Origin of the sequence: Psychrobacillus sp. OK028, from assembly GCF_900103605.1 — a bacterium.
In the GTDB taxonomy this organism is placed as follows: domain Bacteria; phylum Bacillota; class Bacilli; order Bacillales_A; family Planococcaceae; genus Psychrobacillus.
In genome coordinates, this window is record NZ_FNHY01000011.1 from 44,048 (window position 1) to 71,002 (window position 26,955).

The following is a 26,955-nucleotide window of genomic DNA, read 5'->3' on the forward strand; positions in this document are numbered from 1 at the left end:
GCCATGACCGAAGTCAGGACCAACCACCATGCTTGTCTTACTTATTTTTCATCCTCAGTTGCTTCTTTATCTGCCTCTGTATCTTCTTTAGCCTCAGCATCTTTAGCAGGTGCTTTTGTTTCAGCTGCTGCTAAAAATTGATCTAGTGATGTTTTCAGATCTTCATCTTTGATCTTGATATCAGCATCTTTCATCATTTTAGCTACTTTTGGTAACAGTGTAGATTGATCCGCTTTGTCTAGCTTCAATTGTTTTTCAATTTCAGCTTTTTTATCTTCATATGATTCTTTAATTGTACGTTTATCTGTTACTTCAATAATGTGGTAACCAAAGTTTGATTTTACTGGCTCAGATATTACGTTTTTCTCTAAACCAAAGGCTACTTCTTCAAATTCAGCAACCATTTGACCTTTACCAAACCAGCCAAGTTCTCCACCTGTTGATTGGGCAGCTTCTTCCGTAGAGTACTCTTTTGCAACTTCTGCAAAGTCTTTACCAGACTCTAACTCAGCTTTTACTTTCTTTGCAGTTGCTTCGTCTTCTACCAATACGTGACGAGCATTAATTTCATTTTTGATATTCTCATATTCTGCTTTAATTTCGTCCTCTGATACTTCAATATCCTCTATTAAAGCTTTTTCTTGCAATAGGTTTAGTTCTAAGTATTTTTTGTATGACTCTTCTGTATAGCCTTGTTGAGCAATCATAGCTTCAAAGTTCTCGCCTAATTGCGCTTTATCAGCTTCTAGTTGACTGTTTACTTCCTCTTTCGTTACTTCGTACTTATTTGAAAGTACTTTTTCAATCATTAGCAATTGGAATGCTTGATCGCCGATGGATGATTTCATCTCTTCGTACAAATCATTCTGTGTAATGTCTCCAACTTTAGATGTTGCAATTACTTCACTGCTATCTGCTGAATCCCCACTACAAGCTCCTAATGCAAGAACAGATGCTGCAAGCGTTAGTGTTAATACTGTTTTTTTCATAAGATATTCTCTCCTAACTTCTTTGTGTTGCCAGTTGTAACTATAACATAAACGAAATAAAAACAAAAATAGTTCCCGTTCATTAGCCTACCGAATATTTAAAATTGCGCATAGGATACATGGAAAAGGAGGTGTTTTAAATGAGCGGACAATATAACGGTGGCGGATATAGCAATGGCTCTGGCTTTGCATTGATCGTGGTTTTATTTATTTTGTTGATCATTGTAGGCGCAGCGTTTATCTACTAATTTAAAAAGAGAAACTAAGATTGCTTAAAAAACGATCTTAGTTTCCTTCAGTTGGTAGTGCGAAAAAAAGAAATGACCCTAAATCATAAAAAATGATTTGGGTCCACTTTTTTTCTCTTAAACTGCATAAACGAGCTCAACGTAAAAGGAAACAAGAAGAATCGTGATCAAAATATTTATTGTACGAAAAATCTTTGGATGTTTCTCTTCCGGAATTTCTTTTGACATTACTAAAGCGTATGTCATTCGGTTAATTTGTAGCAAATAAAATGCTGAGAATAGAACTAACGTGAATATAATCATGTCTAGACTCCCTTCATATCCTAATTTAGCATAACAAACAATGAGGGGCATATACAAGTGTTACATATTGTTAATAGTTTGGTTCCACTATTAAAATCTCGTACCCTGCGTCTGTTTCTTCAATATAGGCTGACTTTGGTGACTTATTTAAATTTTTCACATAGATTAAATCGATTAAACAAATGCCACAATGATAAGCAAATAACATAGTAAAGTAGTGAGCGAAATTAGGAAAAACTAAAGCACCAATTATAAGAAATATATTAACGAATATAAAGGGAGCTATTAAGATAAAGAGAAATCTACTCTTTTGAATTGGTTCTATTATACGTAAATGCAAAATAGGGATAAATCTAAATTGGTTAACGACAATGAATTTTATTTTATCTCTATGGCTAAACATAGGGATAAAATGACATAATTTATGAAGTGGATAAACACCGAAAAAAGCGATTATGAATACCCAAAAGTAATCGTCCGATTTATGCACATTATTAATAATTCCTAATAAGGCATATGCAAATGAAAAAACTAATATAACTAATAAAGAAGATAAAATAAACAATCTCTCTAATCCATATTGTTTTCTCACATTTATTGTTTTCCAGCAGTGCAATGTATGCATCTCCTATAAAAAAATGATATTAGATACATAAGATAATCCTTTTCTTACTAAAAAGCAACCACTTTAATTGTAAAGAATTATTAAACGCTTTCAAATGGAACTCTACTCTTCATGGAAGTTGAATGTATCCTCGATGTTCTTCAAAGACCTTTCAAAAATATCCATGAAATCATCCCCATAAATATTGCGAATAACGGCCGTTACATCCATGAAATCTGGGAATTTTCCATAAAGCTCTTTTATAGGAAGAGAACCTTCGAGAACAGCGTGTGGTGTGTCGTGATAATTTTCATACATCCCTTCTAAAAGCACTTTTCCTTTTTTTGTTACATCCACATATGTATTACGCTTATCCGTATCCCGTTTGGAAAAAGAAAGGAGACCTCGTTCTTCTAATTTTTTCGAAAAATTAAATGCGGTTGAAACATGCATTACACCAAACTTTGCTATATCAGAAATAGTTGCCCCTTGTAGATGATATGATATCCATAAAATATGATGTTCATTAATATTTAAGTCAAAAGGTTTTATCCATGTTTGCCAATCTTTTTCTACAGCTTTCCAAAGTGCTTTAGATAATTGAGCTATCCGCTGACTGTAGAGCATTGCTTCTTTCATCGTATAAAATTGATCTGCCATGTAACCCCTACTTTCTGTATTTATTTTCTTTCAAACATTATAGCAAGAAAGTATGTAAGTGAATACAAGTTTTAAAAACATTATTCACTTTATAATAAAAGTGTCTGTTGAATTGATTTAATATACCCTTTTCATAATAAAAAAATATACCCCGATTGAGATGGGATATATCTTTCGTTGGTATTAAACTTATGCTTCTTTTTTCTTTGGTAATTTACTTTCTAGCTCTGCCATTGCCTCTTGTATAGATGAAATTTCCTGCTGAAGATGAGCTTGTAAAGGGGCAGTTTCCGTTTTCCATTGGGCAATACTAGATTTAATATCTTCAATTGTACTTGGAACCACTTCTTTAGAAGAATTGGTTAAGTTGTTTATCGCCTGTTTCACATCTGCTAGCTGAACCTTTATGTCCGAAAGCTTGTCTCGAAAATCATTGGAGGTAGATTTTAAGGAAGAGCGAACTTCCAAACCTGATTTTGGAGTGGTCATAAGTACAGTTGAAGCCCCGACTAGTAAACCAGTTGCAATACCGCAAAATAATGGTGCTAGTTTCATAATAATTCACTCCTTTGCTTATATGTATTATTCCTTACCTTATGATAATTAAAACATAATTGTTGGCACAAAAAAAGCTTTCCTCCGAAAAGGAAAGCAGATAGTTTAATTTTAAGCTGTAAGTGCTGTATCAAAACTAGTACGTTTGATCAATTTTCCGATAATAGGATAGATGATGAAGAATGCTATTGCATTTATGGCAATGGCTGGAAGTACTACTATCACGAATAATTCCTGGAAAATGGCACCTGCACCGAATACAAAAATAGCAGTAGATAGGAAGACTGTACCTGATACTAATGTCCCTACTGCTGTAAGTACTACTCCAACTGCAACTTTATTAGCTAATTTATTCAGCAATAAGACAAGTCCTAGAAAAACAAATGCTGTTACTGCTTTATCAATGATATTTGGAACGAATCCTCCTGGAAAAGTAGAAAACAGTCCAGAAATAACTCCTGTTGAAATGCCAAGTAAGAAAGTACTTTTAACATTCGGGAACAACAGAATTCCTATGAACATCATTGTCAGCATAAAATCTGGTTTCATCCCACCATTAATCCCGGGGATAATAATGTATAGTACTGCTCCGACCCCTACTAATAAGGCCATCAAAACTAAATTCTTCGTATTCATTTTCTCATCTCTCCTCAACTTTTCTAAGCTCTGTTTGTTGTTTTCTTCTAACGTATCCTCGTGATCGTTAGCAAGAATCTTATCTATGATTGTACGTGCTCTGAGTATCAAAAGCAAGAATTACTTCTTCAATTTTTCATATAATTCCCCGGCTAAATTTTGAATGACCTCAGGAGTAAAGGTTTTCTCTTTAGTCATCCAAGTTGCGCGGAAGCCGTCTGTTTGGTCATAGCGAGGGATGAAGTGTAAATGGAAATGGAACACACTTTGCCCAGCTGGAGCACCATTATTATTTAACAGGTTCATGCCCACAGGACCAAAGCTTTCTTTTAAGGCACTTGCAATTTTTGGGACAACTTTAAACAAGTTACTAGCTTCCTCTTCAGACAAATCGTAAACATTCTCTTTGTGATTTTTTGGAATAACTAGCGTGTGACCTTTTGTTAGAGGCATAATATCCATAAAAGCGTACACATGCTCGTCCTGGTAGATTTTCGCACTTGGGATAGAACCATCAATTATTTTACAAAAAATACATTCACTCATCATACACCCTCCAAATTCATCGTTATGAAAAGTTTAACATATAATAGGACAGGCTGTGGGAAGATAGAGGATTTTTTGAAATTATTTTGGTAAACTTATTAACAAGAAGTGAGGTGCGTAAGATGACTGTGTTAGAAGTCAAAGACGTGACGGGCGGATATACTAGAAAGCCTGTTTTGCATGATTTAAACTTTTCGATTGAAAAGGGAGAACTAGTAGGGTTAATCGGGTTGAATGGTGCTGGTAAAAGTACTACCATCAAGCATATTATAGGGACAATGAACGCTTTAAAGGGTGAAATCCTACTGAATGGTAAAACGTTGAAAGAAGATCCAGCGCAATATCGTACATCATTTTCATATATACCTGAAACTCCAGTGCTATATGATGAATTAACATTAAAGGAACATCTGCAGCTAACAGCTATGGCCTACAATCTAGATGAATCTGTTTTTGAAGCGAGAAAAGAGGCTCTTCTAAAAGAATTTCGTATGGAAAAAAGGTTAAATTGGTTTCCGGCTCATTTTTCTAAAGGTATGAGACAAAAGGTTATGATTATGTGTGCGTTTCTAGTGAATCCAGCATTATTCATTATCGATGAACCGTTTGTTGGACTTGATCCTTTAGGAATTCAATCATTACTCGATCAGATGAAATCAAGAAAAGATGAGGGAGCATCTGTATTAATGTCGACTCATATATTGACTACTGCAGAAAAATACTGCGATCGAATATTGTTATTGCATAATGGGAAAATTCGTGCTCAGGGGACAATGGATGATCTACGGGCAGCATTTCAAATGCCTCATGCTACGTTGGATGATCTTTACATCGAAATGACAAAGGAACAGCAAAATGAACAATTTGCGTGAAGTATGGAGTAAACGATTTTTATTTTATATAAATGAATTGCAAAAATACTTGAAGTATATTATTTCAGGGCATATTGCAATTGTTATTGTTTTCGTAATAGGTGCTGCAGGTTACACGTATAGTGAATGGCTAAATACAGCTCCAAAGGATTTCCCTGCCTTTTTAGTTGTGGCATTCATTGTGAGTATTTTAATAGCACTGAGTACGCCAGTAACGTTAATGAAAAAAGCGGATAGTGTTTACTTTCTTCCTTTAGAAACAAAACTAGGTGAATATTTAAAGCTTGCCCTATCTTGGACATTCTTTTCATCCGTTATTGTACCGTTGGCAGCGCTAGTTGTATCGATTCCATTATTAACAAGAATAGCAGGATCCACATCTCAGGAAATCTTGTATTTCTTCGTGGCAATTCTTATATGGAAATATTGGAGTATACAAACGGAGTTCCAATATCGGTGGGCATCTAATGGTAAAAATGTTTGGATAGATTATTTCATGCGAATGATTTTATTGTTTGCAGGTTTATATTTCTTACTCAGTACAAACTATTTGTTTTTACTTGCAGTCGTTATTATTCAAGTGCTGTATTTAATAGCTTGGAAGAAGAAAAAAGCAGAAGTACCATTTCCATTTGATCATTTCATCGAAGTGGAGCAGGCACGCATGATGCGTTTTTATCGATTTGCAAATTATTTTACAGATGTTCCGCATATCCAAGGTATGACGAAGCGAAGAAAATGGCTTGATATTCTGTACAAACTTGCACCTTATGAACAAAAAAATACACAATTCTATTTAGTATTGCGTACGTTTGTCCGGACAAATGATTATTTTTATTTGTGGGTTCGTCTTACCGCACTCGCTGTTATTGGAGCTGTTTTCATACCGTTTCCAATCGTTGCGATTATTTTTACTAGTGCACTTGCGTTTGCAACAGTAATACAGCTGCGGCAATCCTTATCTTCTGGCGAGGAATTTCGAATGGATTTGCTGTTTCCTATTAACGAAGGAACGCGAAAAAAAGCGGTTGATAAATTGATCAGAGTGATCCAACTAATACAGGCAGTCTTTGTATTAATCGTAATTTTAGTACAAGCAGGGTTCATAATGGAGTTAATGCTTATACCAATTGTGATGATAATTGTTTCTGAAGTAACACTAAGGATTAGTAAAATATATGAAAAGCCGGCCAGTCCTTGAAGAACGAAAAACTAGATATGCCGTTGATTGTAGCTCCGGTCGGACGCTTTCCGTGGGCACGGAAATCCTAGGATTATTTATTCTTACAAATTCCTTATTTCCAGTGTTGACGAGTTATTTTTATATATAGAAAAGAAGAGGGAGCTTTAAAAAGCTTCCTCTTCTTCTTTGGATTGATAAGTAGCGATATATGGTGCACTTGTGAAAAGATTTTGTCTATCAGCGACCATTGAAAAATCCAGGTTGACTGATTTTTCCCAGACTTCGTAGCTACTTGGACCAGACCATTCCGATAAAATAATATATGTATCGGATTTAATAGGTTTTAACACGCGAAGTGCGATAAACCCAGGCTCTATTTGCGCTGTAGAACCAAGGTTCGTATATTTGTGCTCGAAAATAGATTTTCCTTCATCTGTAATGGGTATATGTTGCAAAACGAAGTAACCTTTATGTGAAAAATGTCCTACTGATTCCAGGATTTCATATTTTCTTGGAACTTGGAAAACTGTCTTATTGGAAGACTCTTGGATAAGAACTGAATTTCCAGTTCCGTGTAATAGAAAGAGCTGTTCGTTCGGGTATTTCTTCTTTATGGATTGCATAAATTCCGGTGTTCCGGATGTCATATATAAATACATGGAATATATCTCCCTTCTTACTTATTTATTATATCTTTCCCATAATCTAATCTTTAAAAACATAATACACAAGTATCATATAGTAATCCGAACAATTTTATGACAAATACCCTATTTTGCTATACTTTAGAAAAAAGAACGTCTATAGTGGTAACGTATAGTAAAAACAGTACGTTTATATAATGAGAGGCAGGTACCTTTAATGACTAAATTTAACGATACCCTTCTTCGCGCAGCACGTGGAGAGCAAGTAGAACACACACCGGTTTGGTTTATGAGGCAAGCTGGAAGATCACAACCCGAATACAGAAAAATAAAAGAAAAGTATTCCTTGGAACAAATTACACATGAACCTGAATTATGTGCTTACGTTACACGTTTACCAGTAGAAAACTATAATGTCGATGCAGCCATCCTTTATAAGGATATTGTTACACCGCTCGTTGGTATTGGCGTAGATGTGAAGATCAAGTCAGGAGTTGGACCTATTATCTCCAATCCAATTCGTACTGTACAAGATGTGGCTAATTTAGGCGAATTATCACCTGAAGACGATGTACCATTCGTTTTAGAGACAATAAAATTATTAACGACAGAGCAGCTAAATGTTCCACTAATCGGATTTGCAGGGGCTCCATTTACACTAGCAAGTTATATGATTGAAGGCGGACCTTCTAAAAGCTATAACAAAACGAAAGCATTTATGGTTTCCGAACCACAAGCGTGGTTTGCATTAATGGACAAGCTTGCGGATATGATTATTGTATATATCAAAGCACAGGTTAAAGCGGGTGCTAAGGCAATTCAAATTTTTGATTCGTGGGTTGGCGCATTGAATGTAGCGGATTACCGTATTTTCATCAAACCGGTGATGACACGTATTTTCACGGAGCTTCGTGAAACAGGCGTGCCGCTTATCACATTCGGTGTTGGCGCAAGTCACTTAGCAATGGAATGGCATGACCTTCCTGTGGATGTAGTTGGAATTGACTGGCGTTTATCTATAGAAGAAGCTCGTGCAAAAGGATTAACAAAGCCATTAATGGGGAATTTAGATCCTTCATACTTAATTGGCGGCTGGGAAGAGATTGAAAAACGCGCGAAAATTATTGTAGAGCAAGGTGTGGCACAGCCAGGACATATTTTCAATCTTGGACATGGAGTGTTCCCAGAAGTAGATCCAGATACTTTAAAACGTTTAACTTCTTTTGTGCATGATTATAGTAAAGAACTTATCGCAGCAAAATCAAACTAAATTTTTGAGGTGAATATGATGAAAAAGACAATGGGTTTATTAGTAATGGCTTATGGAACTCCATATTCAGAGGCAGATATTGAACGATATTATACACATATCAGACGTGGTCGTAAGCCAAGTGATGAGCAACTTGCTGATCTAACTGGACGTTACGAAGCAATCGGTGGGATTTCTCCACTAGCTAAAATAACGGAAAGCCAAGCAAAAGGATTATGTAATCGTTTAAATGAATTGCAAGATGAAATTGAATTTAAACTATATATTGGATTGAAGCATATTGAGCCTTTCTTAGAGGACGCGGTTGCAGAAATGCATAAAGACGGCATTACGGAAGCAGTATCAATGGTATTAGCACCTCACTTCTCGACTTTCTCTATTAAGTCCTATAATGGTCGTATTCAAGAGGAAGCAGAGAAGCTGGGTAACCTGAAAATTACTTCTGTAGAAAGCTGGTATGATGAACCAAAATTCATCCAGTATTGGAGCGATAAGGTTGGCGCGGCATTCGCAGAAATGTCAGAAGAGCAGCGTGAAAAAGCATGTTTAATCGTCTCAGCTCACTCTTTACCAGAAAAAATTAAAGAATTAGGCGATCCATACCCAGATCAATTGCAAGAAACAGCTGACCTAATTGCTGCGGCAGCGGGCGTGAAAAACTACGCAGTAGGCTGGCAAAGTGCTGGACAAACTCCTGAGCCTTGGATAGGTCCAGATGTACAGGATTTAACTCGTGAATTACACGAACAAAAAGGATACACTACGTTTGTATACACTCCAGTTGGATTCGTTGCAGAGCATTTAGAAGTTCTTTATGATAATGATTACGAATGTAAAGTTGTATGTGATGATATCGGTGCAACATATGTGCGCCCAGAAATGCCAAATGCTCAACCTCAATTTATCGATGCAATGGCTGATGTTGTTTTGAAGCATTTAAGATAATATTATAAGAGTTAGGTTAAACGTCTTAAACATCTTCTTGGTGTTTAGGACATTTTTTATAATATGAAACTCTTCGCAGTTGAATGGAACCTCAAATATTCAAATCTATTTCAAACTTTTTTCACATGTCCTCGTTATAATGAAAGAAATGGGGGTGGATAGGTGAAAAAGTTATATATGCTATTGTTAATTTGTTTTATTGGTGGTTGTTCAGAGACAGCTTATCCAGCCATCCCCACACATACTGATTTTGTTGCTAGCTTAAATTCATTAGGTGGTAGTATTGATTTTATTTCCGATGAGGCTGAAATATTAGAGTCTTGGGAGCTAGAGGAGGCCTATACTGGATTTGCCTTAGTAAAAGATGACTTACTCCTGCTCTACGGATATACCGTTGAACAGGCCCCTATAATTGAATTGTCAACTGGCAAACAGGTAGCTTCCATTGATGTAGGCGAGGGTACTACCTATGCATATGTATATGAAGAAAAAGTTTATATAGCAAATGCACTAAAAAATACCGTATCTGCCTATAATATAAAAGGAAAAAAACTGCAGGCTAGTTCTACTGGTAATTATCCTATGGCAATGATTTCTGATGGAAAACATATTTTTGTCGTCAACTTTAAGGATGAAGTCCTTTCTGTTCTCTCTATGAATTTGGAACAAGTGGATGAGTGGGTGATACCGACTTCTTCTCACGGTCTTTTCATACAAGACAATGAGCTTTGGCTTGGTGGTCACGGTGCAGGGAGTAGCCCCAATAGCTCTATCAAGAGAATTAATATAGAATCTGGTGAACTTATAGGAGAAATCGAAGCTCCAATAATGCCAATAAATATGGCTAGAGCATCAAATGGACATATTTTCACCGTAAGTCATGGAAGTAGTACAGTATATGAACTTTCAGAATCTGGAGAAGTGTTAAACTCACTCAAAGCTGGGGCCAACCCGTTTTGGATTAGCTCCTTTGGGGAAAGTATGGTTCTTGCTGGTTATGATGATCACCAATTATATTTTATACAATCGAATGATATTATAAAAAAATTACAGGTCGGAAAAGGCCCGTTCCAATTGGTCGTAAGGGAGGTAGAGCGATGACTACTATTTTAATCGTAGACGATGAACGAGAAATGCGTAAGCTAGTCGAACTTCATTTACTACAAGCAGGTCATCAAGTACTCCATGCAGATAACGGCGAGGTCGCTATTGAAGTAGTACATACTTCCAAAGTGGACTTAATATTGTTAGATGTAATGATGCCAGAAATGAGTGGTTTCGAGGTTTGTGAGAAAATACGAGCATTTTCATCTGTACCTATTATCTTTCTAACAGCATTAGATGCTAAGACAGATTTAGTGAAGGGGTTAAAGCTAGGCGGGGATGATTATGTTATTAAACCATTTACAGCTATTGAACTAATGGCACGTATTAATGCAATATTTCGTAGAGCTGGTATTTCTACTGTGGATGAACATCATAAAGCAGGAATTATTAAACACAATTCAGTAGGTAGAAAAATTTCAGTTAATAATGAAAAAATACAGCTGACGTTAAAGGAGTACGAACTACTTCTTATATTTATGAATCATGAAGGGAAAGCTTTTTCCAGAGAGCAGTTATTGGAACGGATTTGGGGGATAGATTATGAAGGTGGAACCCGCACTGTTGATACGCATATTAAGACGCTACGCTTGAAATTAGGAGAACAGGCAGGGAAATATATTGAGACAGTATGGGGGATAGGTTATCGATTTGAGGTTGTAGAATGAAAAAACTATCAGTGAAAATTTGGATGTTACTTCTTTTATTCATTGCTATCACGATTGTATTCTTAGTAATATTCACTAATTTTCTTTATGAGGAGCTGTATGTTGAGGATACAGAAACTTCGATGATCGAGATTGCAGTAAATTTACAAGATATGTATAATGGTGGACCTGTAACAAATGAATTCATCAAGCGAACTGAAGACTTCAATCGTTTTTCCGATATGGAGGTTTTTGCAGTTCGAAACCCGAAAGAACTTAGTGCTTGCCTCCCATTTGATATAGACTATGAATCATTGATCGGACCTGAGGAACGTGTTCAACTTATAGCAGGAGAAACAGTTATTAAACGGGGATATGAGAAGAGATTTAATAGAGAAGTTGTCTCTGTTATTTATCCTTTAGTTGATGAAAATAGGTTGGAAGGAATTATTTATGTATATGTACCTTTAACTAAAATGACAGAAATGGCTTCAAAGGATGTAATTTTTTTATTGGCAACAGTATCTCTTCTACTCCTTTTAATGGCGTGGATTAGTTTGAAAACGGTGCAAAAGGTTCTCGTACCGTTAGACAAACTTAAAGTAGCAGCAAATGAAATGGCAGTAGGGAATTATGAAACGCGAGTTAACATAAAATCCTCCGATGAAATTGGGGAACTTGCGAAAACCTTTAACCAAATGGCAACCTCTATTCAACAGGAGGATGAGAAAAAAAGAGATTTCTTATCGATTGTCTCCCATGAGTTGCGTACACCGATTAGTTATATAAAAGGCTATGGCGAAGCATTTGAACAAGGGCTCGTTACAGAAGAAAAGAAAAAAGAGATATATACCCTTATTGTGCAAGAGGCCAATCGAATGCAGAAACTGACAAATGATTTGCTCACTTTAGCACGTTCGGAACACCATCAAGAAGTTCACTTGACACCATTAGTATTATCGGAGGTTGTCCGCGAAGTATTGCAACTCGTAAAATCATTAGCAGATAAGAAACATATTAAGTTTACGGTTACCATAGACGAGGAAACAATTATAAAAGCGGATGAACAAATGACCAAACAAATATTAATAAATATTTTAGAGAATGCTATCCACTACTCGTCTGACTCTTCTACCATTATTATAGGTAATGAACTATCAAAAAAAGAGACAACCATTCATATTAAAGATGAGGGATGTGGAATTGCACCTGAGCATCTAGCTCATATAACTGAAAGATTTTATCGGGTAAATAAGGCCAGAAGTCGTTTAGATGGTGGTACTGGTCTTGGATTATCTATTGCCTCTCAACTTATTGAATTGCAAAAAGGCAAACTTGATTTCAAAAGTGAGATAAAAAAAGGAACCGTCGCTTATATAACATTACCAATTTGGGAGGATTCATTTTTATGAAAAAAACATTAGCAGTTCTTGCATTAGCAACGATGACACTTGTAGGATGTGGGGATAAAGAAGCACAGGATAGTACCTCTACTCATCATAATGAAGGAACATTAGAAGAAGTTGTAGTACATATCCAAACGGCTGAAAAACTTGCTGTAGATGAAGTTGTATTATCTGCCAAAGTATCACAATCGGATAAAGCGGTAGATGATGCTACAGTTGAGTTTGAAGTATGGGAATCAGGAAAGCGTGACGAAGGTCATATGATTGAAGGCAATTTAACGGAAGATGGCGTGTACGAAGCAAATTTTACATTTGACCATGATGGAATCTATTATATGTTTGCTCATACGAATGCAAGAGGACTTCATGTTATGCCTAAACAGGAACTGATCGTTGGAAATCCAGATATGACTAAAGTAATTCCGGATGATGCAGATGATTCGATGAGTCACATGAATCATGAATAAATACTTGCGAAATAAATAAGAGCGGTGTATTATAATGACTAGATGACCGAAAAGGTTTTCTGGTCATTTTTTTTGATTGGAGTTGAATTAAATGGATCGAAGACAGGAAATAGTAGATGCTGCAACTAAATCTTTTTCTTTATTCGGCTATAAAGCTACAACTATGGAGCAAATAGCTAAGATTGCAAATGTAGGGAAAGGTACAATCTATACTTTTTTTGATAATAAAGAAGTACTGTTTCAAGAAATTGTATTGCGTATTATTGCAGAAATGAAACAAGAAGCGACAAAAGTGATTAAAGAGGAGGCAACTTTTCAAGAAAATGCGTATGCTGCCCTGATGAAGATGCTAGAATTTCGCGAAACCCATGAGTTATTCTCAAAAATTATTGCAGAGGAACAGGAATTGAAAACTCCACAGGTTAAGCAGATGAAAGCCCAAATTGAGCAGGCAATTGTTTCTTTTATAAAACAGAAGATTGATAAATATATAAATGCAGGGGAAGTTCGTCAGGTAAATAGTGAACTCGTTGCATACTTGCTACTAAAAGGGTATTTAGCGTTCGTTAATGACTGGAACTTAACGCATGAGAAATCTCTAACAGAACAGGAAATCGCAGACTTTTTTCAAGGAACTATTTTTAAAAGTCTCATTATTTGAGGCTTATTTTTTTAAAGAAAAATGACCAAATGAACAAAGTGGTCATTTGGTATTAGGAGGATATTTTATGATTAAATCAGAATGGAAAAGTATTTTAACAAATAGGAAACTACTCATTCCAATAATTGCAGTGTTATTCATACCTGTTATGTACGCAGGAATGTTTTTATGGGCATTTTGGGATCCCTATGCAAACTTAAGTGATCTACCAGTAGCAGTAGTGAATGCAGATGAGGGTGCTACTTATAACGATACTACTTTATCGTTAGGAAATGACCTATCTGAGAAATTAAAGGAAAGTGGACAATTTAAGTTTGTTTCTGTTTCAAAGGAAGAAGCAGATGAGGGATTAGTAAATGAAGACTATTATTTATTAATCGAGATTCCAGAAAACTTTTCACAACATGCAACAACATTATTAGATGAAGAACCTCAAAAGATGGTTATTACCTACAAAGCAAATGAAGGATATAACTTTCTATCCTCTCAAATTGGTGAAACCGCAATGGATCGAATTAGGGCGGAGGTAAATAAACAAGTATCTGCAACTTATGCGGAACAATTATTTGATTCTATTACAAAATTGGGAGATGGATTTGCTGAAGCTTCCGATGGAGCAGGTGCATTAAAAGATGGTGCGGTAGAAATTAATACAGGCGCATCCGATTTAAAAGGCTATTTAGGGCAGTTGGCAAGTAGTACAATCGAACTTCGAGATGGCACTAGTACAGTTGTGGATGGTATTCAGAAGGCTACAACTGGTTCTACAGAATTAAATAAGGGATTATCCACACTTACAGATGGAACAAAGCAATTAGCAGACGGTGTTAATCAAACTGCTACAGGGGCAGATCAATTAAACAGTGGAATTCAAACGTATACAAGTGGAGTAGCTAAACTAAACGAAAGCTATCAATTATTAAGTGCAAAAGAAAAAGAATTACTTAAATCATTAGCTACATTACAGTCAAGCAGTGAAGCTATTAATAATAGCGTAATACAGTTATCTGGAGGTTCTACTCAGGTTACTGCTGGCATTCAAGCATTAGCGCAACAGTTAAACCAGCTTTCAGAATCATTACCAGCTGAACAGGCAGCAACCTTAAAAGAAACAATAAAACAGATAGAAAATGGTAGTTCCACTGTATCGGCTGGTTTAGAAAAGCTGGCAAATGGCACAGCAGCTTTATCAACAGGAACAACTCAAGTAAGCAGTGGAGCAAATCAGCTTAGTGCAGGTTATACACAAGCACAGCAGGGGATATCCCAATTGAATGGCTCTTCAAGTTCATTAATAGAAGGTTCTAAAAAATTAGCAGCAGGAACTAGTACACTAGCTTCAAAAATGAACGAATTAACAACAGGTATGCAGCAAGCATATGAAGGTTCTTCTAATTTAGTAGCAGGTCTAAATGAATTAGCTGCTGGTTCAAGTCAGTTAAAAACAGGAACTGGAACATTAGCTGAAAAATCTGGTGAATTAGCAGATGGCTCAACAAAATTAACAGAGGGAACGGAACAGTTAGCAGCAGGAACGGAGATTTTACAATCGAGCTTAAAGGATGCTAGTGAACAATCTAAAGAGGTATCAGCCAATAATTCCACATATGAAATGGTAGCATCTCCAGTAGATGTAAAAGTCGAAGGAGTAAATGAGGTACCGAACTATGGCACAGGATTTACACCATATTTCTTATCTCTTGGATTATTTGTTGGTGCATTACTTATATCAATCGTATTTCCATTTGTGCAGTCTGCGATTAAGCCTACAAGTGGAGCATCTTGGTTTATAAGTAAGATTTCAGTCCTGGGAGTAGTAGGAATTATTCAATCTCTAGTAGTTGTAGCTATCGCTTTGTTTGCTTTAAAATTGGAGACACAAAGTGTAGGATTGTTTATATTATCTACAATCATAACAAGCTTTACTTTCTTAGCTATTGTCCAATTGCTTGTAACGGTACTTGGTGATCCTGGTCGCTTTGTTGCAATTGTTATATTAATACTTCAATTGACGACTAGTGCTGGTACTTTCCCATTGGAACTAATACCTCAGCCGTTACAAATCTTTAATAAATTCTTACCGATGACTTATTCAGTCCAAAGCTTTAAAGCTTCCATTTCAACAGGAGACTTGGGCAATTTCTGGTCCACTAATAGTGTGTTATTAGGATTTATGATAGTATGTCTGGCCTTAACTTTTGGATATTTCATGCTAATATTCAAAAAACGCTACTCTAAAGAAACAGCGGAAGCATAATTTTTTAAACCCATCTCGCAAAAGAGGTGGGTTTTTGGTTAAAGTATAATTGTGATATCTCATCAGTCACATTCATCCTGCTGTAGTCGCCTCCTCCCACACAATCAATAGAGTGAGTAGAACTTAAGTTAATACAGACTCATAAAAAAATTGCACAATAATGAAATAGCAACTAGCCTGTTCTAATACTAGTGAAAACGATAGAAATAAATAATGGTTTTAAAGTGTTCGTCTGTTTTCTATAATTCATAAAAAAACCCACTAGAAAGGGGAATATCTAGTGGGATTTTTATTATTAATTAAATTTTAGTACATTTATCACAGTGGTTCCCGTAGCATTCATGTTGTTCTTCAATTGCTTCACCACATGTAGCACATTTCTTTGCGGGCAGGTTACGGAAAAATTCAATTACGTTTTCTAACATAGTTGTTCCACCTCCATCTGTTATATAACTAACTTTATTATTAGTATTGTATTATAACACAGAACAATTTGTCAACATATTATAGGAACTTTTGATAAAATAATCTTAAAGGAGAGATGAACATGTATTTTATTGATAATAAAGGAATTACAGATCCACGTATTAACTTAGCGATTGAGGAGTATGCATTGAATACAATGGACGTGGAAAAAGATTCTTTTTTTCTGTTTTACATAAATCAACCTTCCATTATTATTGGAAGAAACCAAAATACGATAGAAGAGATAAATACTGATTTTGTTGAAGCGAATGGGATTATCCCAGTCCGGAGGCTATCTGGTGGCGGTGCTGTGTATCATGACTTAGGGAACTTGAATTACAGCTTTTTAACAAAGGATGATGGAGAGAGCTTCCGTAATTTCAAAAAGTTTACGCAGCCTGTTATAGATGCACTTGCAAAAATGGGTGTAAATGCGGAGTTGTCCGGCAGAAATGATATTTTGGCGGAAGGGAAGAAAATCTCTGGGAATGCTCAGTACTCTACTAAGGGACGTATGTTTAGTCACGGAACATTAATGTTTGATACAGAAATTGACGCTGTTGTTTCAGCCCTAAAAGTAAGTAAGGATAAAATTGAATCCAAAGGCATTAAATCCATTCGGAGTCGTGTTACAAACATTAGCGAATTGTTAGAAAATCCAATGACAATCGAGCAATTCCGTACAGAACTTCTTGCTTCTATTTTTGAAGGAGAGGAAAATATTCAATACTGGGAGCTAACCGATCAAGACTGGGAAAATATCCACAAGCTTTCAGAAGAACGGTACCAACAATGGGATTGGAATTTCGGTAAATCACCTAAATTCAATATGAAGCATTCACATCGTTTCCCAGTAGGTGGTGTAGATGTTCGGTTGGATGTAAGCAAAGGAATAATAGAAGAAGTGAAAATCTTTGGAGACTTCTTCGGCGTCGGTGATATGGCAGAAGTAGAACAGCTTCTAACTGGTCAGCCTTATAGTAAAGAAGGCATTGAGGCAGCATTAGCAAACGTAGACGTACCTAAATACTTCGGTGGTATAACAAAAGAAGAGCTTGTTCAATTAATTTATTAATAAATGGAAGAGAGTCTGACTTATGTTGGGCTCTTTTTTTGAACAATGGAGTTCTGTCAAGAGACTAACCAAGGGTGAACCTCGCTAGTATAATTCGGTTTGAAAATTGCTTTCTAATATTATATTTTGGCAGGTATTTTGAATGGATTCAATCAAAGAAGAAAAAGTAGAAACTTCTAATTTTTTGGCTGCAGTTACATGAGCTTCGATTCAATAAGGACAATCCGTTACATGAGCAACAGCTATAGCTATTAGTTCAAATAAGACTTCTGCTAAAGCTAATGGAGAACCCTACCATAAATGTGTGTGATTTATAAAGAAGACCACCTGAAACGTTGATTTGACAACGATTTTGGTGGTCTAGTCTTTTATATTATGTAAATTGTAGACGAACAATCTTAAAGGAAATGAAAAGTTTAGCGAGAGCTATTTGAACGAATGAGTAAAATTCACCACTTTTTAAAAAATGTATGACGGGGACCGTCGGATTTTGTAGGATTCAATAAGGCTCCCGTAAAATTTTTAATATAACTCTATCTCCTAGTGATGAAAGCGTTTACTAAGATATGTAATATTTTCGCCTTGCCTTGTGTACGGCCATTAGTTTAGGGTGAACATTTTGTCTAAAAAAAGCGATTGCAATCTTTGAATTGACAAATCAACATTGAGACGATTGCAACACGCAAGAGCTTTTTAACCGTGGAGATGAGCTCGGTGTCACATATGTGTTTGGAGAGAACGGAATTCGAATCATGCCATGATCAGCTTGCTTCTTTCATTGGCTGCGTATGTGTAAATGAAAAAACGACAAGCTTTAACATATCCGAGGTTGATCAAAATCTTGATGAAAACGGCTGAACGGTTCGGATGTGAGAAACTTCATAAATGATAACGGTAAAGGATTTTAGAAAGGTGAAGATATATGATTGAACTCAACCAGATTACCACTCTGTTCCTCGCAGTAGCTCTCTATCTGCTTGGAATGGCACTTGTAAACCGGATTGGATTCCTTAACAGGTTCCTGATCCCGGCGCCTGTCGTCGGCGGTTTAATATTTGCCACTTTAGCGCTAATGTTGAAAACTACGGGGATTGTCGAAATTACATTGGACACATCTCTACAGTCGCTGTTCATGATCGCTTTCTTTACGACGGTCGGTCTTGGAGCAAGCTTCAAGCTCGTCAAATTGGGTGGGAAACTCTTAGTCGTCTACCTGCTCTTGTGCGGCGTCACGGTATTCTTGCAGAACGTCATCGGTGTTTCGTTTGCTCAATTGTTTGGAATTGACCCGCTATTAGGTGTCATGGCTGGGGCAGTTTCGATGAACGGAGGACATGGTGGTGCTGCGGCGTACGGACAAACGATTGAGGACTTAGGAATTTCCTCAGCTTTGACGATTGGCATGGCCGCAGCCACACTTGGCCTGATTTTCGGTAGCCTTACCGGCGGTCCGGTTGCGCGATACCTGATTAAGAAACACGACTTAAAGCCTGCATCGGGTGAAATAGAAGAGTATGTTGAGGAAGATGAGAGACCGATTCAAGAATGGTCGTTCATGGTCCAGGTCGCACTCCTCACGTTTTCCATGGCAGTCGGAACCTATCTTGGTGAATTGTTTACGAATGTTACCGGTTTCGTCCTGCCGTCCTATATAGGGGCGATGTTCGTGGCGGTCATTGTCCGGAATCTTGCCGACCGCTTTGTAAAGGGTACGGTGAACATGAAGGAAATCAACTTTATCGGTGACGTTTCACTTGCGATCTTTCTTTCGATGGCACTGATGAGCATCAAGTTGTGGGAAGTCGCAGATCTCGCTCTACCACTCATCGGCATTATACTCATACAGGTTATCGTTATCGTCTTGTATGCCATCTTTGTGATGTTCCGAATGCTTGGCAAGGACTATGATGCGGCAGTAATGATCTCTGGATTCTTAGGTCACGGGCTGGGTGCAACACCAAACGCAATGGCGAACATGTCCGCAACAGTGAGCAAGTTTGGTCCTTCTCGAACAGCGTTCCTGGTCGTACCAATTGTAGGAGCATTCCTGATTGATGTTGTATTTAGCGCACCGATTATCATCACAACGATTAACTTCTTCAAGTGAGTTATTGGAATGACTGTTTCCAAACGTAACGTACCTAAATACTTCGGTGGTGTTACAAAAGAAGAGCTTGTTCAATTAATTTATTAATAAATGGAAGAGAGTCTGACGTATGTTGGGCTCTTTTTTGATATGATAAAGAGAGAACTGTTTTTGTGAAGGGGGATTATTGTGACGACGCATCGTGTGTTAGTTGTAGAGGATGATCGAAAGATTGCATCTTTGCTTGCAGATACTTTAAGGAAATATCATTATGAAGTGCATACAATTGAGGATTTTGATCAAATAATAGATGAGTTTACTGCGTTTGATCCGCATATTGTTTTGTTGGATGTAAATTTGCCATCGTATGATGGGTATTACTGGTGTCGCCAATTGCGCCAGTTAACTACTTGCCCAATTATATTCGTTTCTGCGCGATCTGGGGAAATGGATCAAATATTTGCGCTTGAAAATGGTGGAGATGATTTTATCACGAAGCCTTTTCACTATGAAATCGTCCTAGCTAAAATAAGAAGCCATTTGAGAAGAACTTATGGTGAATATGCCGCCAAGCAAGAAGAAAGAGTTGTAAAGGTAGGTAGACTACAGCTTTATATGGAACGAATGGAGTTACATACTGTACAAGGTGAAATTCCCCTCCAAAAGAAGGAGTGTACAATTTTGGAGTTATTATTAGGGAATTATCCGAAGTTAGTGACTAGAGAACAGCTATTAGAAGAGCTGTGGGATGATCAGTCTTTTGTAGATGAAAATACATTGAATGTAAATATGACAAGAGTTCGTAAAAAGTTAAGTGATTATCATGTTTTATCAACGATTGAAACAGTAAGAGGAGCGGGGTATCGACTAATCCTAAGCCCGGAGGAGTCATAATATGATCCGATTATTCTTAAAGGAGCATTTAGTATTTTTAGTGTTTCAGGTTTTATTGGTCTTATTTGTAATGCTATTATATTGGCTAGATGGTTTCAGAAATGTAGACACTGCAGTGTATTCCATTGTTATTACTAGTATATTGACCCTCACTTTTTTAGGAACTTTATTTATAAAAAAATATGCTTTCTATAAAAAGATTCTATCCGTACCTACTGAAATAGAAGGGGTATTACAACGGGAGGCTAGGTCCCCTGAGATAAAACAGGTCGAGGCATATTTGCAGCATATTTATCGCTTATATCAAAAAGAAGTACAGCTTCTCTATGCTAGGCAAAATCGACATTTGCAATTTATGAATAGCTGGGTGCATCAGATGAAAACTCCTATATCTGTTATAGAGCTGATGACGCAAGGGAATGATCAAATAGATGCAGCTGGTGTTTCAGAGGAAATGGATCGATTGAAGCGTGGGCTGGATGCAGTTCTAATGAATGCACGGCTAGATACATTTGAAGAAGATATGCAAATTGAACAGATTGATATAAAGCTGCTTGTTACGGAGGTAGTCTCGACTAATAAGCGTTTGTTTATAGGGAGTCATGTATTTCCGGTTATTTCGATTGCGGAAGAATGTATAATTACCTCTGATCCGAAATGGCTGCGGTTTGTACTAGCACAATTTTTAACGAATGCGATCAAATATACATTTGAGGAAAACAAAAAAATATACTTTGAAACCTCCTTTGAACATAATCAAGTCGTTTTGACGGTAAGAGATGAAGGAATAGGTATTCCAGCTTCTGATATGAAACGGGTAACGAAAGCATTTTTCACTGGAGAAAATGGCAGAAAAACTGGCGAATCTACTGGGATGGGATTATATTTGGCCCAAGAGGTTTGTCATAGATTAGGACATGAGATGAAAATAGAGTCAGCAGTTGGAGAAGGAACCTCTGTATCGATTATATTTGAACAGCATGAATCTACAGAACGAGGTGAGCTCGATGTCGATATTGAAGTTGAAAGAAATAACGAAGGTGTATGAGGGGAAAGTTGCGCATTTAGCGATTAATCAGCTGAGCTTCGAGGTAGAAAAAGGCGAGTTTCTTGCAGTTATGGGTCCTTCAGGGAGCGGTAAAACAACTTTACTTAATTTAATATCAACGATAGATCAGCCTACTTCAGGAGATTTGACGATTAATGATTTAAATCCTCTGCAATTGAAAAGCAATGATTTATCATTATTCCGAAGAAGACAGCTTGGTTTTGTGTTTCAAGATTTCAACTTACTTCCTGCATTAACAGTTGAAGAAAATATGGTATTGCCATTAACTTTAGACGATCAGCCCGTAAGTATTATGAAACAAAAAGTAAATAAAGTTGCGGAGCAGTTGGGGTTAAGTTCTATTTTAGAAAAAAGACCATTCGAAATATCAGGAGGGCAGGCGCAAAGAACTGCTATTGGACGAGCTCTAATACATGAGCCTTCTATTATACTCGCAGATGAGCCAACGGGAAATCTGGATTCGAAAGCCGCAAAGGATGTATTAGAACTATTGTCCAAGGTAAACCAAAAAAGTAATACGACCATCATTATGGTGACCCATGATCCAATTGCGGCAAGCTTTTGTGATCGAGTTCTATTCATAAAAGACGGCGAGTATTTTAATGAAATTTATAAAGATGACCGAAGACAAACGTTCTTTCAACGTATATTAAATGTCTTATCTTTACTAGGTGGAAATGTAAATGACCTTTCAACAATTCGCTTATCATAACGTTATTCGAAATGCTCGCGTCTATGCTGCATTTTTATTGGCGAGTATTTTTTCTGTTTTAGTGTTCTTTGTTTATTCAATGCTAATGTTTCACCCAAGTATTGAAGATCAATTTTTGCAGAATATCGCATTTGGTGGAATGTTCATTGCACAGGTCATTTTGATTATATTCACGTTGTTTTTCTTGTTTTATTCGATGAGTGCTTTTTTGCAGGCACGTTCGCAGGAATTTGGAGTACTTCTCAATTTAGGAATGGACAAACGTCAGCTGAATCGGATGATTTTCTTAGAGACGATGATTTTAGGGTTTATCTCGATAACGGTCGGAATTTTTTTTGGATTTTCTTTTTCTAAGTTTTTCTTTATGGTCATACGAGAAATGTTTTTGTTAGATAGCTTACCGTTGTATGTTTCATGGAAGCCTTTTACATTGACTATTTTTGTGTTTTTATCATTGTTTGTCATTATTTCGATTAGTAGCTCGGTATTCATACGTAAAAAGAATATAATTCAGCTACTAAAGGGATTTGGTAAGCAAAATGAGGAAGAGGTTTATAGTAAGGGAAGGGCAATTTTAGGGCTATTCCTGCTGTTGGTTGCCTATAGTTTAGTAATTTTTTCTCTTTTTCAGCTTAAAGTATATATGAGTTTTATCATTATTGCATTAGCTATAGTAGGTACGTATCTATTTTATACAGATAGTGTTTTATATTTGTTAGGGATAATTAGAAAGCGCAAAAATTTGTATTGGCATTCTTTTCGATTGATCGCTTTTGCAGAAGGGTCTATAAAGATAAGAGAAAATGCTCGGATGTTTTTTATCGTAACCATTGTTTCCACGATCGCATTTCTATCGGTTGGTGTCGTAACCTCGTTTACTTCTTTTACAGCACAATATCGAGAAATGAATCCAATTAGTGTTTTCTACTCGAGCAATTGGGATAATCCCTTTGAGGAAGAGCATGTGATGAAAATATCCCAGGAGCTTCAAATGGAAGGGCTATCCTATGAGTTGATTAAATTTAAGGTGAAAAAACAAACTTCCTCCAATTTACGAGACAAAGTAAATCTTATAAAAGAATCGGAAGTGAATAGTTTAGCGGTTGCATTGAAATTCCCTTTGATAGACCTACAAGAAGGGGAAGCAATGATTCTACCGAATACGCAAGAGGACTTTAATGGTATTAGAACAGAAGACGAGCAAACAGTGTTGGAGGAAAGTAGTATACCAATTCAAATTAAAGGTGTCTATGAACGAGTAATATTTCCTTCACTCGCTATTAAAAATAGATCATTAATAATTAGTGATGAAGATTATGAACTTGTTACCGAACCTTTATATGGGCATGGCTTAAGAGAGTCTCACATGACATTTTATGCTTTTCACGTTTCTGAATGGCTCCGCACGAAGGATGTAGGAACTAACTTAGACAGAATTATGACACAATCTATGGGTATTTCAACTGTAAATCCGAACGCCTTCTATTTCGCCAATCCCGGCTTAAATTACTCGATTATCCGAGCTACATTTTCCTTATTGTTATTTACAGGGCTACTTGTGGCGGCTGTATTGTTACTTGCGGCTGGGAGCTTTGTTTACTTTAAGCTTTATACGGACTTGGAGCGTGATAAAAAACAATATGATGTACTTCGGAGAATGGGAGTTACGGATAGAGAGCTAGTGAAAATCGTCAATCGCCAGCTAATTCCTCAATTTTTCTTGCCATGGGGGTTAGCCATGGTGCATAGTACTTTTTCCTTTATGTTTTTACAAGCGTTTTGGGTGGACTTAGCAGCTGTTTCTATTGCGATGGAAATGTTACTCGTGTTAATAGCATTCACGATAATTCAAGTTTCTTATTTCTTTTTGATCCGTTGGAGATACATTGCACATATTCAATAAGGGAAGAAGGCTACGACAGTAGCCTTCTTTTTTATATCACCAATTTAACCTCTAGTATTCTATATTCTAGTTTTTCTTGAATTGTCAAAACTTTTCTTATATAATGAATATGGGGAAAATGAATGGTTATTCATTTAATAAAGATGGGAGACGAGAATATGACTTTAGTTCCACGTGTTCAACATATTGCCAAAGAGCATCCGGAGAAGGTTGCCTATCATTTTATGGGGAAAGATACTACATACGCAGAATTCGAACAGTCAGTGGAGTTATTTGCAGGAGCTCTAAAATCAATTGGTGTGGAAAAAGGGGATAATATAGGCTTTTTATTGGGTAACTCACCTCATTTTTTAATTTCTTTATATGCTACTATGCGTATTGGTGCTACGGCAGTTCCGATAAATCCAATTTATTCGCCAGATGAAATAAGCTATATTGTTAAAAACAGCGATGCTAAAGTAATTATTGCCCTTGATGCACTATTGCCTTTAGTGGAGAAAGCAGCTGGTATTTTTACGTCAGTTGAAAACTATATCATTTGTGAAACACAGGCAGATACTGTTCAAAAACTAGCTGCTCTCCCAGAAAACTTGAAGACAAAAGTGAAACCGTTTTCAGTAATGATTTCTTCTGCAATATTGGGTACTTCTGCAGTGGATACTGATCCAGATGATGTAGCTGTAATCTTATATACTTCGGGGACAACTGGTCATCCAAAGGGCGCAATGTTAACCTACAATAATATTTACTCCAATGCTCGAGATGTTGCCGAGTACTTGCAGATTAATACAGAGGATCGTGTAATTGCGACTTTACCTGTATTTCATGTATTTGCTTTAACAGTTGTGGTGAATGCACCATTATTAATGGGTGCAACTCTACTATTAATTCCAAGATTTAGCCCGCAAGAAGTGTTTAAAATCGCGAAAGAGCATCAAGCAACAGTGTTTGCAGGTGTTCCAACAATGTACAATTTCTTGTATCAATTCCAGGATGCAAACGAAGAGGACTTTTCAAGCATTCGCTTAGCAATTTCGGGTGGAGCTTCCTTGCCTGTAGCACTGTTGCATAACTTTGAAAAAAAGTTCAATTTACGTGTGTCTGAGGGATATGGTTTGTCTGAGGCATCCCCGGTAACGTGCTTTAACCCAATTGACAGAGATCGTAAGCCAGGTTCGATTGGAACAAATATCGTAAATGTTGAGAATAAAATAGTCAATGAGCTTGGAGAAGAAGTTCCAGTAGGAGAAGTAGGAGAACTGATCGTTCGCGGACCTAACGTGATGAAGGGCTATTACAAAATGCCGGAAGAAACAGAGAGTGCGATTCGTGATGGCTGGTTATACACTGGAGATCTTGCAAAACAGGATGAAGAAGGCTATTTCTACATCGTTGATCGTAAAAAAGATATGATAATTGTCGGTGGTTTTAATGTCTATCCCCGAGAAGTAGAGGAAGTGCTATTTACTCATCCGGGTATAGTGGAGGCTGCGGTTGTCGGAGTTCCTGATCCAAACTTTGGAGAAGAAGTGCTTGCTTTTGTTGTGAAAAAAGATTCTACTCTAACAGAACAGCAATTACATGACTATTGTGCAGAAAAACTAGCAAAATATAAAGTGCCGAAGAAAATTGAATTTTTAGAGGAACTTCCTAAAAATACAACAGGTAAAATTCTGAGACGCTCTTTAAAACCACAAACAGTTTAAGAGATAATTTTATTTGGCTATATTAAAGGGAATATTTGATTTTGTATAGAAAATGAGTTTGGAGCATTTCCAAGCTCATTTTTTGTCGTTTTTTACTAAAGCACCTGTTAGCTTAAGAAAATTGTCAGTTGAAGATTTGAAGAGGTATGAAAGATTAGCAAAAGGTCACACTGACGAAGTAGATAGAATAGAAAAGGTGAAAGGGGAACATTTAAAACGTTTAGTGTAAAGAAGGATTCAAAATATTATTTTGCAATATAAAACTAAGGTCGAATATTGAACATTAATGGATAAAATTCGCAAATTTAATTTCACAAAAACAGTACATTTATTTCGTGAAATTAACAAATAATAAATTACATCGAAATATATTGAAGGGAGTGTTTTTGTGAAAAAAGTGGTACTTTCATTACTAGGTTTGTTCCTCATAGGTGTGGCCATTTTTTACGTTAATGATAGCCAGAATAAAAGCGTTTCGGCAGACCGTGGACGAAAATTTTATGAAGAAGCAGGAATGATTATTTGGGATATTAAAACAGAGGAAAAGGTAGTTGCCTTGACATTTGACGATGGTCCACATAAAAAGTATACCACTGAAGTTTTGGATTTACTCAAACAATACAACGCAAAAGGGACTTTTTTTCTTGTTGGTGAACAAGCAGAGAAAAATCCGGAAGTTGTATTACGAATGTATGAAGAGGGACATGATTTGGCTAATCATACTTATACACACCCTTACAGTAGGAATGTTTCGATGATTATGAAAGAAATTAAACAAACAAATGACACCATTTACAGCATTACAGGTTTCACACCAACCCTATTTCGACCAGTCGAAGGACAATATACGGATGCTATGATCGAAGAAATTGTAAAAGACGGTTTTCAAGTTGTCATGTGGTCATGGCACCAAGATACACTAGACTGGAAAAACCCAGGTGTGAATAAAATTGTGAATACAGTTTTAAAAAGGAACGAAAGAAGGGGATGTTATTCTATTCCATGATGGGGGTGGAAATAGAACACAGACCGTGAAAGCCTTGGAAAA

General features: G+C 36.6%; 29 protein-coding genes. 20 read left to right on the plus strand and 9 right to left on the minus strand.

The genetic code is table 11. The features are described from left to right. Positions 1-41 precede the first annotated feature (41 nt). Positions 42-989: a peptidylprolyl isomerase gene (locus BLR36_RS16810; protein WP_093062893.1), complete on the minus strand. Its 948-nt coding sequence runs from the start codon at positions 987-989 to the stop codon at positions 42-44. A gap of 140 nt (positions 990-1,129) precedes the next feature. On the opposite strand from BLR36_RS16810, the gene BLR36_RS16815 reads away from it, so the two are divergent. After that, the gene (locus BLR36_RS16815; protein WP_093062894.1) at positions 1,130-1,237 is read left to right on the plus strand and encodes a YjcZ family sporulation protein; all 108 of its coding nucleotides are present in this window, start codon (positions 1,130-1,132) and stop codon (positions 1,235-1,237) included. 117 nt (positions 1,238-1,354) lie between these two features. On the opposite strand, the gene BLR36_RS16820 is transcribed toward BLR36_RS16815, so the two are convergent. From BLR36_RS16820 to BLR36_RS16845, 6 genes are all read right to left on the minus strand, one after another. Further along, the gene (locus BLR36_RS16820; protein WP_090570160.1) at positions 1,355-1,540 is read right to left on the minus strand and encodes a hypothetical protein; all 186 of its coding nucleotides are present in this window, start codon (positions 1,538-1,540) and stop codon (positions 1,355-1,357) included. A 70-nt stretch (positions 1,541-1,610) separates the two neighbouring features. Then, positions 1,611-2,156: a DUF3267 domain-containing protein gene (locus BLR36_RS16825; protein ID WP_093062895.1), complete on the minus strand. Its 546-nt coding sequence runs from the start codon at positions 2,154-2,156 to the stop codon at positions 1,611-1,613. A 111-nt stretch (positions 2,157-2,267) separates the two neighbouring features. Next, positions 2,268-2,804: an HTH-type transcriptional regulator Hpr gene (locus tag BLR36_RS16830; protein ID WP_093062896.1), complete on the minus strand. Its 537-nt coding sequence runs from the start codon at positions 2,802-2,804 to the stop codon at positions 2,268-2,270. A 189-nt stretch (positions 2,805-2,993) separates the two neighbouring features. Next, positions 2,994-3,359: a YtxH domain-containing protein gene (locus BLR36_RS16835; RefSeq protein ID WP_093062897.1), complete on the minus strand. Its 366-nt coding sequence runs from the start codon at positions 3,357-3,359 to the stop codon at positions 2,994-2,996. A gap of 111 nt (positions 3,360-3,470) precedes the next feature. Continuing rightward, on the minus strand, positions 3,471-3,995 hold the full coding sequence (locus BLR36_RS16840; protein ID WP_093062898.1) for a tryptophan transporter: 525 nt from the start codon (positions 3,993-3,995) through the stop codon (positions 3,471-3,473). A 120-nt stretch (positions 3,996-4,115) separates the two neighbouring features. Further along, on the minus strand, positions 4,116-4,541 hold the full coding sequence (locus BLR36_RS16845) for an HIT family protein (RefSeq protein WP_093062899.1): 426 nt from the start codon (positions 4,539-4,541) through the stop codon (positions 4,116-4,118). Positions 4,542-4,663: 122 nt separating this feature from the next. On the opposite strand from BLR36_RS16845, the gene BLR36_RS16850 reads away from it, so the two are divergent. Next, the gene (locus BLR36_RS16850) at positions 4,664-5,413 is read left to right on the plus strand and encodes an ABC transporter ATP-binding protein (RefSeq protein WP_093062900.1); all 750 of its coding nucleotides are present in this window, start codon (positions 4,664-4,666) and stop codon (positions 5,411-5,413) included. Next, entirely contained in the window at positions 5,397-6,614 is a 1,218-nt protein-coding gene (locus BLR36_RS16855; RefSeq protein ID WP_093062901.1) for an ABC transporter permease, read from the plus strand. The genes BLR36_RS16850 and BLR36_RS16855 overlap by 17 nt, the downstream gene beginning before the upstream one ends. Before the next feature lie 146 nt (positions 6,615-6,760). Here BLR36_RS16855 and BLR36_RS16860 read toward each other — a convergent pair whose 3' ends face one another. Further along, positions 6,761-7,255, minus strand: coding sequence for an antibiotic biosynthesis monooxygenase family protein (locus BLR36_RS16860; protein WP_093062902.1), 495 nt, complete (start codon positions 7,253-7,255; stop codon positions 6,761-6,763). Between the two features lie 202 nt (positions 7,256-7,457). On the opposite strand from BLR36_RS16860, the gene hemE reads away from it, so the two are divergent. The 8 genes from hemE to BLR36_RS16900 all read left to right on the plus strand — a co-directional run bounded on the left by hemE (position 7,458) and on the right by BLR36_RS16900 (position 15,997). Continuing rightward, entirely contained in the window at positions 7,458-8,510 is a 1,053-nt protein-coding gene (hemE, locus tag BLR36_RS16865) for a uroporphyrinogen decarboxylase (protein WP_093062903.1), read from the plus strand. Between the two features lie 15 nt (positions 8,511-8,525). Continuing rightward, on the plus strand, positions 8,526-9,455 hold the full coding sequence (hemH, locus tag BLR36_RS16870; RefSeq protein WP_093062904.1) for a ferrochelatase: 930 nt from the start codon (positions 8,526-8,528) through the stop codon (positions 9,453-9,455). A gap of 162 nt (positions 9,456-9,617) precedes the next feature. Continuing rightward, a complete protein-coding gene (locus BLR36_RS16875; protein ID WP_093062905.1) occupies positions 9,618-10,556 on the plus strand; it encodes a YncE family protein in 939 nt (312 codons plus the stop codon). Continuing rightward, positions 10,553-11,227: a response regulator transcription factor gene (locus tag BLR36_RS16880; RefSeq protein ID WP_093062906.1), complete on the plus strand. Its 675-nt coding sequence runs from the start codon at positions 10,553-10,555 to the stop codon at positions 11,225-11,227. The genes BLR36_RS16875 and BLR36_RS16880 overlap by 4 nt, the downstream gene beginning before the upstream one ends. Next, positions 11,224-12,618, plus strand: a complete 1,395-nt coding sequence (locus BLR36_RS16885; protein WP_093062907.1) for a sensor histidine kinase — start codon at positions 11,224-11,226, stop codon at positions 12,616-12,618. The genes BLR36_RS16880 and BLR36_RS16885 overlap by 4 nt, the downstream gene beginning before the upstream one ends. Next, positions 12,615-13,079: a FixH family protein gene (locus tag BLR36_RS16890; protein ID WP_093062908.1), complete on the plus strand. Its 465-nt coding sequence runs from the start codon at positions 12,615-12,617 to the stop codon at positions 13,077-13,079. Before BLR36_RS16885 ends, BLR36_RS16890 begins: the two co-directional genes overlap by 4 nt. A 91-nt stretch (positions 13,080-13,170) precedes the next feature. After that, on the plus strand, positions 13,171-13,740 hold the full coding sequence (locus BLR36_RS16895) for a TetR/AcrR family transcriptional regulator (RefSeq protein WP_093062909.1): 570 nt from the start codon (positions 13,171-13,173) through the stop codon (positions 13,738-13,740). Positions 13,741-13,807: 67 nt separating this feature from the next. Continuing rightward, entirely contained in the window at positions 13,808-15,997 is a 2,190-nt protein-coding gene (locus BLR36_RS16900) for a YhgE/Pip domain-containing protein (RefSeq protein ID WP_093062910.1), read from the plus strand. A 299-nt stretch (positions 15,998-16,296) separates the two neighbouring features. Here BLR36_RS16900 and yhfH read toward each other — a convergent pair whose 3' ends face one another. Further along, positions 16,297-16,422 carry a protein YhfH gene (gene yhfH, locus BLR36_RS16905; protein ID WP_093062911.1) on the minus strand — a complete coding sequence of 42 codons (126 nt, stop codon included), beginning with the start codon at positions 16,420-16,422 and terminating at the stop codon, positions 16,297-16,299. A 122-nt stretch (positions 16,423-16,544) separates the two neighbouring features. Between yhfH and BLR36_RS16910 the strand changes: the two genes are divergently transcribed. The 9 genes from BLR36_RS16910 to BLR36_RS16945 all read left to right on the plus strand — a co-directional run bounded on the left by BLR36_RS16910 (position 16,545) and on the right by BLR36_RS16945 (position 26,913). Continuing rightward, complete coding sequence (locus BLR36_RS16910) at positions 16,545-17,537, plus strand: lipoate--protein ligase (protein WP_093062912.1); 993 nt, start codon at positions 16,545-16,547, stop codon at positions 17,535-17,537. Positions 17,538-18,251: 714 nt separating this feature from the next. Further along, a complete protein-coding gene (locus BLR36_RS18885; RefSeq protein ID WP_175454111.1) occupies positions 18,252-18,395 on the plus strand; it encodes a hypothetical protein in 144 nt (47 codons plus the stop codon). Between the two features lie 64 nt (positions 18,396-18,459). Beyond that, positions 18,460-19,644, plus strand: a complete 1,185-nt coding sequence (gene gltS / locus BLR36_RS16915; RefSeq protein ID WP_093062913.1) for a sodium/glutamate symporter — start codon at positions 18,460-18,462, stop codon at positions 19,642-19,644. Positions 19,645-19,812: 168 nt separating this feature from the next. Beyond that, the gene (locus BLR36_RS16920) at positions 19,813-20,517 is read left to right on the plus strand and encodes a response regulator transcription factor (RefSeq protein ID WP_093062914.1); all 705 of its coding nucleotides are present in this window, start codon (positions 19,813-19,815) and stop codon (positions 20,515-20,517) included. Position 20,518: 1 nt separating this feature from the next. Continuing rightward, complete coding sequence (locus BLR36_RS16925) at positions 20,519-21,565, plus strand: sensor histidine kinase (protein WP_093062915.1); 1,047 nt, start codon at positions 20,519-20,521, stop codon at positions 21,563-21,565. Next, positions 21,525-22,298 carry an ABC transporter ATP-binding protein gene (locus BLR36_RS16930; protein WP_093062916.1) on the plus strand — a complete coding sequence of 258 codons (774 nt, stop codon included), beginning with the start codon at positions 21,525-21,527 and terminating at the stop codon, positions 22,296-22,298. The genes BLR36_RS16925 and BLR36_RS16930 overlap by 41 nt, the downstream gene beginning before the upstream one ends. Further along, positions 22,270-24,201, plus strand: coding sequence for an FtsX-like permease family protein (locus BLR36_RS16935; protein ID WP_093062917.1), 1,932 nt, complete (start codon positions 22,270-22,272; stop codon positions 24,199-24,201). The genes BLR36_RS16930 and BLR36_RS16935 overlap by 29 nt, the downstream gene beginning before the upstream one ends. A 158-nt stretch (positions 24,202-24,359) precedes the next feature. Continuing rightward, a complete protein-coding gene (locus tag BLR36_RS16940) occupies positions 24,360-25,907 on the plus strand; it encodes a fatty acid--CoA ligase family protein (protein WP_093062934.1) in 1,548 nt (515 codons plus the stop codon). 388 nt (positions 25,908-26,295) lie between these two features. After that, positions 26,296-26,913 (plus strand): polysaccharide deacetylase family protein, encoded by a 618-nt coding sequence (locus BLR36_RS16945; RefSeq protein WP_371326745.1) that lies wholly within the window; start codon positions 26,296-26,298, stop codon positions 26,911-26,913. Positions 26,914-26,955: the final 42 nt, after the last annotated feature.

What these genes read in the sequence shown, in the direction of transcription:
- BLR36_RS16810 (WP_093062893.1), bottom strand. Translation starts at nt 989, where the DNA reads ATGAAAAAAACAGTATTAACACTAACGCTTGCAGCATCTGTTCTTGCA.
- BLR36_RS16815 (WP_093062894.1), top strand. Translation starts at nt 1,130, where the DNA reads ATGAGCGGACAATATAACGGTGGCGGATATAGCAATGGCTCTGGCTTT.
- BLR36_RS16820 (WP_090570160.1), bottom strand. Translation starts at nt 1,540, where the DNA reads ATGATTATATTCACGTTAGTTCTATTCTCAGCATTTTATTTGCTACAA.
- BLR36_RS16830 (WP_093062896.1), bottom strand. Translation starts at nt 2,804, where the DNA reads ATGGCAGATCAATTTTATACGATGAAAGAAGCAATGCTCTACAGTCAG.
- BLR36_RS16835 (WP_093062897.1), bottom strand. Translation starts at nt 3,359, where the DNA reads ATGAAACTAGCACCATTATTTTGCGGTATTGCAACTGGTTTACTAGTC.
- BLR36_RS16840 (WP_093062898.1), bottom strand. Translation starts at nt 3,995, where the DNA reads ATGAATACGAAGAATTTAGTTTTGATGGCCTTATTAGTAGGGGTCGGA.
- BLR36_RS16845 (WP_093062899.1), bottom strand. Translation starts at nt 4,541, where the DNA reads ATGAGTGAATGTATTTTTTGTAAAATAATTGATGGTTCTATCCCAAGT.
- BLR36_RS16850 (WP_093062900.1), top strand. Translation starts at nt 4,664, where the DNA reads ATGACTGTGTTAGAAGTCAAAGACGTGACGGGCGGATATACTAGAAAG.
- BLR36_RS16855 (WP_093062901.1), top strand. Translation starts at nt 5,397, where the DNA reads ATGAACAATTTGCGTGAAGTATGGAGTAAACGATTTTTATTTTATATA.
- BLR36_RS16860 (WP_093062902.1), bottom strand. Translation starts at nt 7,255, where the DNA reads ATGTATTTATATATGACATCCGGAACACCGGAATTTATGCAATCCATA.
- hemE (WP_093062903.1), top strand. Translation starts at nt 7,458, where the DNA reads ATGACTAAATTTAACGATACCCTTCTTCGCGCAGCACGTGGAGAGCAA.
- hemH (WP_093062904.1), top strand. Translation starts at nt 8,526, where the DNA reads ATGATGAAAAAGACAATGGGTTTATTAGTAATGGCTTATGGAACTCCA.
- BLR36_RS16880 (WP_093062906.1), top strand. Translation starts at nt 10,553, where the DNA reads ATGACTACTATTTTAATCGTAGACGATGAACGAGAAATGCGTAAGCTA.
- BLR36_RS16885 (WP_093062907.1), top strand. Translation starts at nt 11,224, where the DNA reads ATGAAAAAACTATCAGTGAAAATTTGGATGTTACTTCTTTTATTCATT.
- BLR36_RS16890 (WP_093062908.1), top strand. Translation starts at nt 12,615, where the DNA reads ATGAAAAAAACATTAGCAGTTCTTGCATTAGCAACGATGACACTTGTA.
- BLR36_RS16895 (WP_093062909.1), top strand. Translation starts at nt 13,171, where the DNA reads ATGGATCGAAGACAGGAAATAGTAGATGCTGCAACTAAATCTTTTTCT.
- BLR36_RS16900 (WP_093062910.1), top strand. Translation starts at nt 13,808, where the DNA reads ATGATTAAATCAGAATGGAAAAGTATTTTAACAAATAGGAAACTACTC.
- yhfH (WP_093062911.1), bottom strand. Translation starts at nt 16,422, where the DNA reads ATGTTAGAAAACGTAATTGAATTTTTCCGTAACCTGCCCGCAAAGAAA.
- BLR36_RS16910 (WP_093062912.1), top strand. Translation starts at nt 16,545, where the DNA reads ATGTATTTTATTGATAATAAAGGAATTACAGATCCACGTATTAACTTA.
- gltS (WP_093062913.1), top strand. Translation starts at nt 18,460, where the DNA reads ATGATTGAACTCAACCAGATTACCACTCTGTTCCTCGCAGTAGCTCTC.
- BLR36_RS16925 (WP_093062915.1), top strand. Translation starts at nt 20,519, where the DNA reads ATGATCCGATTATTCTTAAAGGAGCATTTAGTATTTTTAGTGTTTCAG.
- BLR36_RS16930 (WP_093062916.1), top strand. Translation starts at nt 21,525, where the DNA reads ATGTCGATATTGAAGTTGAAAGAAATAACGAAGGTGTATGAGGGGAAA.
- BLR36_RS16935 (WP_093062917.1), top strand. Translation starts at nt 22,270, where the DNA reads ATGACCTTTCAACAATTCGCTTATCATAACGTTATTCGAAATGCTCGC.
- BLR36_RS16940 (WP_093062934.1), top strand. Translation starts at nt 24,360, where the DNA reads ATGACTTTAGTTCCACGTGTTCAACATATTGCCAAAGAGCATCCGGAG.